7 protein-coding genes are annotated in these 7,401 nt (G+C 71.3%); 3 read left to right on the top strand and 4 right to left on the bottom strand.

Annotated elements, in window-relative coordinates; genetic code table 11:
* Nucleotides 1-111 precede the first annotated feature (111 nt).
* The 3 genes from ACFV4G_RS07950 to coxB are packed head-to-tail and all read right to left on the bottom strand — an operon-like array spanning nucleotide 112 to nucleotide 3,154.
* The gene (locus tag ACFV4G_RS07950) at nucleotides 112-528 is read right to left on the bottom strand and encodes a cytochrome c oxidase subunit 4 (protein ID WP_380437677.1); all 417 of its coding nucleotides are present in this window, start codon (nucleotides 526-528) and stop codon (nucleotides 112-114) included.
* Entirely contained in the window at nucleotides 528-2,303 is a 1,776-nt protein-coding gene (ctaD, locus tag ACFV4G_RS07945) for a cytochrome c oxidase subunit I (protein ID WP_380437675.1), read from the bottom strand. The genes ACFV4G_RS07950 and ctaD overlap by 1 nt, the downstream gene beginning before the upstream one ends.
* Nucleotides 2,300-3,154, bottom strand: coding sequence for a cytochrome c oxidase subunit II (coxB, locus tag ACFV4G_RS07940; RefSeq protein WP_380437673.1), 855 nt, complete (start codon nucleotides 3,152-3,154; stop codon nucleotides 2,300-2,302). Before coxB ends, ctaD begins: the two co-directional genes overlap by 4 nt.
* A gap of 236 nt (nucleotides 3,155-3,390) precedes the next feature.
* Between coxB and ACFV4G_RS07935 the strand changes: the two genes are divergently transcribed.
* The gene (locus tag ACFV4G_RS07935) at nucleotides 3,391-5,016 is read left to right on the top strand and encodes a cysteine desulfurase/sulfurtransferase TusA family protein (RefSeq protein ID WP_380437671.1); all 1,626 of its coding nucleotides are present in this window, start codon (nucleotides 3,391-3,393) and stop codon (nucleotides 5,014-5,016) included.
* Here ACFV4G_RS07935 and ACFV4G_RS07930 read toward each other — a convergent pair.
* Entirely contained in the window at nucleotides 5,009-5,986 is a 978-nt protein-coding gene (locus tag ACFV4G_RS07930) for a carbohydrate kinase family protein (protein ID WP_380437669.1), read from the bottom strand. The genes ACFV4G_RS07935 and ACFV4G_RS07930 overlap by 8 nt on opposite strands.
* 257 nt (nucleotides 5,987-6,243) lie before the next feature.
* Here ACFV4G_RS07930 and ACFV4G_RS07925 point away from each other — a divergent pair, with 257 nt between their 5' ends.
* Nucleotides 6,244-6,453, top strand: a complete 210-nt coding sequence (locus ACFV4G_RS07925; RefSeq protein WP_380437667.1) for a hypothetical protein — start codon at nucleotides 6,244-6,246, stop codon at nucleotides 6,451-6,453.
* 103 nt (nucleotides 6,454-6,556) lie between these two features.
* Nucleotides 6,557-7,255, top strand: coding sequence for a hypothetical protein (locus ACFV4G_RS07920; protein WP_380437665.1), 699 nt, complete (start codon nucleotides 6,557-6,559; stop codon nucleotides 7,253-7,255).
* Nucleotides 7,256-7,401: the final 146 nt, after the last annotated feature.

Below are 7,401 nucleotides of genomic sequence, written 5' to 3'. Positions count from 1 at the left end.
TCCCCCCCACCACAGCGCGCGCGTGTGTTGTCGCTCTCCCCCCCGCTCTCTACCCCGTGGCTTCCCCCCGTGCTGGGTCCCCCCCCCACCCCCCTGCCGGTGCGGCGGAACCTACTGGTTCTGGTTCTCGCCCCGGTAGAACTCGAAGACCCAGCCGAACAGACCGATCAGGATGATCGGGATCGACCAGAACAGCAGCCACCAGCCGAAGATCACGCCCATGAAGGCCAGCGAGCCGCCGATGGCCAGCGAGAGCGGCTGCCAGCTGTGCGGGGCGAAGAAGCCCAGCTCACCGGCGTCGTCCGCGACCTCGGCCTCGGGGTTGTCACCCGCGCCGCTGTCCACCCGGCGGGCGGTGAAGGCGAGGTAGTACCCGATGAAGGCGCACAGCGCGAAGGCCAGGAACAGCGCGGTGGTGCCGGCGGCCTCGACGCCGTGGTCCGAGTGGGTCGTCCACAGGCCGTAGGTGATCGCCATCGCCAGGACGAAGACCGCCAGGCCGAGGAAGATCTTTCCCTGTTCCTTCATCAGGCGTCGCCGTCCTTCTTGCCCTTGCCCAGCTGCGGGGCGTCGTACTTCGCCGGGGTCACGCCGGCGAGGTGCTTGGCCTCCTCACCGTGGTTCTCCAGGTAGTCCAGCGCGGCGATCTCCGGGTGGTGGAGGTCGAAGGCCGGGGATTCGGAGCGGATCCGCGGGAGGGTGAGGAAGTTGTGCCGCGGCGGCGGGCAGGAGGTCGCCCACTCCAGCGAACGGCCGTAGCCCCACGGGTCGTCGACCTCGACCTTCTCGCCGTACTTGGCCGTCTTCCAGACGTTGTACAGGAACGGCAGGATCGACATGCCGAGCACGAACGAGCCGATGGTCGAGACGGTGTTCAGCGTGGTGAAGCCGTCCGAGGCCAGGTAGTCGGCGTAGCGGCGGGGCATGCCCTCCGCGCCGAGCCAGTGCTGCACCAGGAAGGTCGTGTGGAAGCCGAAGAACAGCGTCCAGAAGGTGATCTTGCCGAGGCGCTCGTCCAGCATCTTGCCGGTCATCTTCGGCCACCAGAAGTGGAAGCCGGCGAACATCGCGAAGACGACGGTGCCGAAGACCACGTAGTGGAAGTGGGCGACGACGAAGTACGAGTCCGAGACGTGGAAGTCGATCGGCGGGGAGGCCAGCAGGACACCGGTCAGACCGCCGAAGAGGAAGGTGACCAGGAAGCCGACCGTCCAGAGCATCGGGGTCTCGAAGCTCAGCGAGCCCTTCCACATGGTGCCGACCCAGTTGAAGAACTTCACACCGGTCGGGACCGCGATCAGGAAGGTCATGAAGGAGAAGAACGGCAGCAGCACCTGTCCGGTGACGTACATGTGGTGCGCCCACACCGTCACGGACAGACCGGCGATCGCGATGGTGGCCGCGATCAGGCCGGAGTAGCCGAACATCGGCTTGCGGCTGAAGACCGGGATGATCTCCGACACGATGCCGAAGAACGGCAGCGCGATGATGTACACCTCGGGGTGACCGAAGAACCAGAACAGGTGCTGCCAGAGCAGCGCACCGCCGTTGGTCGGGTCGAAGACGTGCGCACCGAACTTGCGGTCCGCCTCCAGGGCGAACAGCGCGGCGGCCAGCACCGGGAAGGCCAGCAGGACCAGCACCGCGGTCAGCAGGACGTTCCACACGAAGATCGACATGCGGAACATCGTCATGCCCGGAGCGCGCATGCAGATGATCGTGGTGATGAAGTTGACCGCACCGAGGATCGTGCCGAAGCCGGAGAAGGCCAGACCCATGATCCACATGTCGCCGCCGACACCCGGCGAGTGCACGGCGTCCGACAGCGGCGAGTAGGCGAACCAGCCGAAGCTCGCGGCGCCGTTCGGGGTGAGGAAGCCGGCGACCGCGATGGTCGAGCCGAACAGGTACAGCCAGTACGCGAACATGTTCAGACGCGGGAAGGCCACGTCCGGTGCGCCGATCTGGAGCGGCATGATCCAGTTCGCGAAGCCCGCGAACAGCGGGGTCGCGAACATCAGCAGCATGATCGTGCCGTGCATCGTGAACGCCTGGTTGAACTGCTCGTTCGACAGGATCTGGGTCCCGGGACGAGCCAGCTCGGCACGCATGACCAGGGCGAGGATGCCACCGATCAGGAAGAAGGCGAACGACGTCCCCAGGTACAGGGTGCCGATCGTCTTGTGGTCAGTGGTCGTGAGCCACTTGATGATGGTCGCACCCGGCTTGCGGGTCCGCTGCGCCCCGACCGTGACGGCCTCGGCGCCCCCGCCGGCCGCGGCGGGCTCGTTGAGGATGGTCACTTCTCTTCACTTCCCATGGAGATGACGCCCGAGGGCACCGCGCCGGCCTGGCCCTTGGCCCGGAGGTCAGCCAGGTGCTTGTCGTAGTCGGCTCGGTCGACGACCTTGACGTTGAACAGCATGCGCGAGTGGTCGGTGCCGCAGAGCTCGGCACACTTGCCCCTGTACTCGCCCTTGACGGTCGGCGTGACCTCGAACTTGTTCACCACGCCCGGCACGACGTCCATCTTCATCATGAAGTTGACGGGCCAGAAGTCGTGGATGACGTCACGCGAGGTGAGACGGAACTGGACCGTCTCGTTGACCGGCAGCCACAGCGTGGGCGCGTCCTTGGGGGTGCCCACCTCGTACGCGGCGTCCTTGTTGGCCGGGTCGGGGTTCTCGGTGTTCTCGTAGTTGAACGCCCAGCTCCACTGGAAACCGACCACGTTGACGTAGTGCTGCGGCTTCGCGGAGACGGCGGTCAGCTTGTTCTCGTCGCGGGCGACGAAGTAGAAGAGCACCGAGACGATGATGATGGGGACCGCGGTGTAGAGCGCCTCGATGGGCACGTTGTACCGGGTCTGCGGGGGGATCTCCACGCCGGTGCGGCTGCGCCGGTGGAAGATCACGCTCCAGATGATCAGACCCCACATCAGTACGCCGACCACCAGCGCCGCGATCCAGGAGCCCTGCCACATCTGAAGGACCATGGGTCCTTCCTTGGTGACGGGGCTCGGGAGGCCAAGCCTGGGGAGGTCGTTGGCCGAGCAGCCGGTGGCGGTCGCGATGACGAGGCCCAGTGCCAGCGCCTGAGGCAGCTTCCGCCGCATCGTGCGCCGCGGCGAGCGGTCGGAGCCGTTGGGACTCACGTAGCGCCTTCCCGAAGTCTCGCCCGCCTTCGCGTCGCCCCGAGGAGGACTGCCCTCCCCGGCGACCCGTCCACGGGCACGGTTTGAATGCTTATGCGGGCCAAACCCTACTCCAGCCTTATGCGCTCCTGACGGGCAGCCCCCGGTAACGCGCCGCCCGGTCGCCCGATCAGGCCCGGCAGGGGCTGCGCCGCAGGTCACCGCAGGCATTCGAGGTCCGTACCCCCGATCGGGGGATGACCTCCCGCAACGTGGGTGACGGTCCGTCGGACGCGGACGAAGCGGACATTCGGGATGATCGACTGACGGGCGGTGAGCACCTGCGCCGGGCTCCGGAGCGGCCCGGCGTGTCGTTAAATGTGACCGTGTACTTCGACGTGGCTTCGACGGCGCCGCTCCACCCCGTCGCGCGGCAGGCCCTGACCGCCGCGCTGGACGAGGGGTGGGCCGATCCGGCGCGACTGTACCGGTCCGGACGGCAGGCCCGGATGCTGCTGGACGCCTCCCGCGAGACGGTCGCCGAGGTGCTCGGCGCCCGGCCCGACGAGATCTCCTTCACCGCGAGCGGCACGCAGGCCGTCCAGCTCGGCATGCTGGGCGCGCTGGCCGGGAACCGGCGGCGCGGCGGGCACCTGGTGCACTCGGCGGTGGAGCACTCCAGCGTGCTGCACGTCGCCGAGAAGCACGAGGCGGCCGGCGGATCCGTCTCGGTGGCGCCGGTGGACCGGGCCGGCCGGGTCGCCGCGGACGGCTTCGCCGGGCTGCTCCGGGAGGACACCGCGCTGGCCGTGCTGCAGAGCGCCAACCACGAGGTGGGGACGGTCCAGCCGGTCGAGGAGGTCGCCGGGCTCTGCCGCGAGGCCGGGGTCCCGCTGCTGGTCGACGCCGCCCAGAGCGCCGGCCGGGTCGGCGTGCCCGCCGGGTGGTCGCTGCTGGCCGCGAGCGCGCACAAGTGGGGCGGGCCGCCCGGGGTCGGGGTGCTGGCGGTGCGCAAGGGCGTCCGGTACGCCTCGCCGCTGCCGGCCGACGAGCGCGAGGGCGGCCGGGTGCCCGGCTTCGTCAACGTCCCGGCGATCGTGGCGGCCGCCGCCTCGCTGCGGGCCGTACGGGCCGAGGCCGAGCGGGAGAACGCCCGGCTGCACGCGCTGGTGAAGCGGATCCGGGGCCGGGTGCCGCAGCTGGTGCCCGAGGTCGAGGTGGTCGGCGACCCGGTGCGGCGGCTGCCGCACATCGTCACCTTCTCCTGCCTGTACGTGGACGGCGAGGTGCTGCTGACCGAGCTGGACCGGGCCGGTTTCGCCGTCTCCTCCGGCTCGTCCTGCACCTCGTCCACGCTGACGCCCAGCCACGTGCTGGCCGCGATGGGGGTGCTCACCGAGGGGAACGTCCGGGTCTCGCTGCCGTACGGGACGGCCGAGGCGGACGTCGAGCGGTTCCTGACCGTCCTGCCGGAGCTGGTGGCCGGCGTCCGGGCGCCGCTCGGGCTGGACCTGCCGGCGCCGGAGCCGGCCGTGGGGACACCGCCCCGAGCCGAAGGGCGGGCCGGTGCCGAGAGCGAAGGAGCGGGGGAGCAAGGAGTGTCGGCACCGGGCACCCGGAGGGCGCGCCCGGAGGCGAGCGGGCGAGTCACAGTGATCGACGCGCTCGGCAAGCGCTGCCCGCTGCCGGTGATCGAGCTGGCCAAGCGGATCGGCGAGGTGCCGGTGGGCGACACGGTCGCCGTGCTGGCGGACGACGAGGCGGCCCGCCTCGACATCCCGGCCTGGTGCGGGATGCGCGGCCAGGAGTACGCGGGCGAGGCCCCGGCCGCCGACTACGGCGGCGACCGGGGCTCGGCCTACCTGGTGCGGCGGACTACTTGACCAGGTGCGAGCGGACGTCCGCGGCGGCGTCGGCGCCGTAGGCGTTCTCGAAGCGCTTCAGGAAGGCGGCCGGGCGCAGCTCGTACTCCTGGGTGCCGACGGTCTCGATCACCAGGGTGGCGAGCATGCAGCCGAGCTGGGCGGCGCGCTCCAGCTCCAGGTCCCAGGAGAGGCCGGTGAGGAAGCCGGCCCGGAAGGCGTCGCCGACGCCGGTCGGGTCGGCCTTGGTCTCCTCGGGGGCGCAGCCGACCAGGATGGCGGGCTCGCCCTTGCGCTCGATGCGCACGCCCTTGCTGCCGAGGGTGGTGATCCGGGTGCCGACCCGGCCGAGGATCTCGTCGGCGTCCCAGCCGGTCTTGCTCTCGATCAGCGCGGCCTCGTACTCGTTGGTGAACAGGTACGCGGCGCCGTCGACGATCTCGCGGATGTCGTCGCCCTCCAGGCGGGCCAGCTGCTGGGAGGGGTCGGCCGCGAAGGCGTAGCCGCGGGTGCGGCACTCCTGGGTGTGGCGGACCATCGCCTGCGGGTCGTCCGCGCCGATCAGGACGAGGTCCAGGCCGCCGACCCGGTCGGCGATCGGCTTCAGCTCGATGCTGCGGGCCTCGGCCATGGCGCCGGTGTAGAACGAGGCGATCTGGTTGTGGTCCTCGTCGGTGGTGCACATGAACCGGGCGGTGTGGCGGGTCTCGGAGATGTGGACGGACCGGCAGTCCACGTTGTTGCGCTCCAGCCAGCTGCGGTACTCGGCGAAGTCCGCCCCGGCCGCGCCGACGAGGATGGGGTTCAGCCCGAGCACGCCCATGCCGAACGCGATGTTCGGGGCGACGCCCCCGCGGCGGATGTCCAGGGTGTCGACCAGGAAGGACAGCGACACGGTGTGGAGCTGCTCGGCGACCAGCTGGTCGGCGAACCGGCCGGGGAACGTCATCAGGTGGTCGGTAGCGATCGAGCCGGCGACGGCGATGCGCACGGGAGGTCTCCTCAGGATGGCGGCAGGGCCATGGGCGAGCGGGGTTGTTAACCCGTTCACGGTACCGGGCGGGCGCCACGAGGTCCCACGAGTGCCGGAAATGGCACCGGCTGCGGGCGAACGTGTACTACCTCCGAGTAGCACTGGTGGGCGGGAAGAACGTGGTCCTAGGTTGGCCGCAGGGGCGCGCCGGACCGGCCGGCCCCGGTGACCGCGGCAGTGCGGCCGCGGCACGACCCGGATCGGAGCGGTGCCCGATGATGCCCAGCCCTTCCTCGCTCCCCGTGCTGCGCGGCGACGCGGACGGCGAGACGCTCGACGCCCTGGTGGACTCCTCCCGGCGGCTGCGCCGGTTCTGGCCACTACTGGCGGCCGGCCCCCAGCCGAGCGCCCCCTCGCTCGCCGGCTTCCGGGTGCCGTCCGGCGCCCAGCGGCTGGTCGCGGGGATGGCCGAGTACGGCAACTGAGGCTTCCTGGGGCCCGGACGGAACCGGATCCGTCCGGGCCACGTCACATCCGCGCGGAGCGGCCCCGGAGGCGGCACCGCTGAGCCCTCGGGAGGATGTGCACATGGAGCAGGAGAGGATGCCGCGCGGTCGGCGGGCGGTGGCGCTGGCGGGTCTGGTGCTGGCGGCGGCGGTGACGGTGGCCGGGTGCAACGGGGACGGCAAGTCGTCCTCGGAGGCGGCGGCCACGGCGACGGCCGCGGCGACGGCGACGGGCTCCCCGGTGGCGCCGGTGCCGTCCGACGGCGCGTCGGCCGGCGCGTCCGCGGGCGCGCCCACCGCAGGCGCCTCCGGCGGGCCGGCCTCGTCGGCCACGGCTCCGCCACCGGCCGGGACGACCCCGGGCTCGGTGCCGCCGGCCCCGGCGCAGCCGACGGGGGCCACTCCCCCGGGACCCGGCATCGCGGTCGGCGAGCCGAACCCGAACGGGCCGTCGCCGGCGGCGCGTCCGGCGGTCACCTACCGGGTGGACGGCAGCAACAAGCTGACCGTGTACTTCTACGGCGGGGTGTGCCAGCAGTACGCGCTGAAGGCGGACGAGTCGCGCCCGGGCCAGGTGGACGTCAAGGTCGTCGTGGCGGCGCCGGTGAAGTCCGGGCAGGTGTGCAGCGAGCTGGCCAAGCGGCAGACGGTGACGGCCGACCTGCGCGCGCCGCTGGCGGGGCGGACGGTGAACGACCTGTCCACCGGCAACGCGCTCCCGCTGGAGGCGGACCCGCACATGGGCCCGGACCCGGTCTCGCCGGACGGCGCCGCGAAGTAACGGGAGAAGCAGCCGGACACGGGCACGACGAAGGCGGCCCCGGGGGGGGGGCCCGGGCCCCGCGCCGGCGGGGAGGGCTAAAAAAAAAAGACCCCCCGCGCCACCACCAAAAACTCAGGACAGCGCTCGCGGGGGTGGTAATGGGG

Source organism: Kitasatospora sp. NPDC059747 (assembly GCF_042732955.1).
In the GTDB taxonomy this organism is placed as follows: Bacteria; Actinomycetota; Actinomycetes; order Streptomycetales; family Streptomycetaceae; genus Kitasatospora.
This window is presented reverse-complemented; position numbering and strand designations above follow the sequence as displayed.

Excerpts from the sequence above, each read along its gene's own strand:
- ACFV4G_RS07920 (WP_380437665.1), top strand. The coding sequence starts at position 6,557 with ATGGAGCAGGAGAGGATGCCGCGCGGTCGGCGGGCGGTGGCGCTGGCG.
- ACFV4G_RS07925 (WP_380437667.1), top strand. The coding sequence starts at position 6,244 with ATGATGCCCAGCCCTTCCTCGCTCCCCGTGCTGCGCGGCGACGCGGAC.
- ACFV4G_RS07935 (WP_380437671.1), top strand. The coding sequence starts at position 3,391 with ATGACCTCCCGCAACGTGGGTGACGGTCCGTCGGACGCGGACGAAGCG.
- ACFV4G_RS07950 (WP_380437677.1), bottom strand. The coding sequence starts at position 528 with ATGAAGGAACAGGGAAAGATCTTCCTCGGCCTGGCGGTCTTCGTCCTG.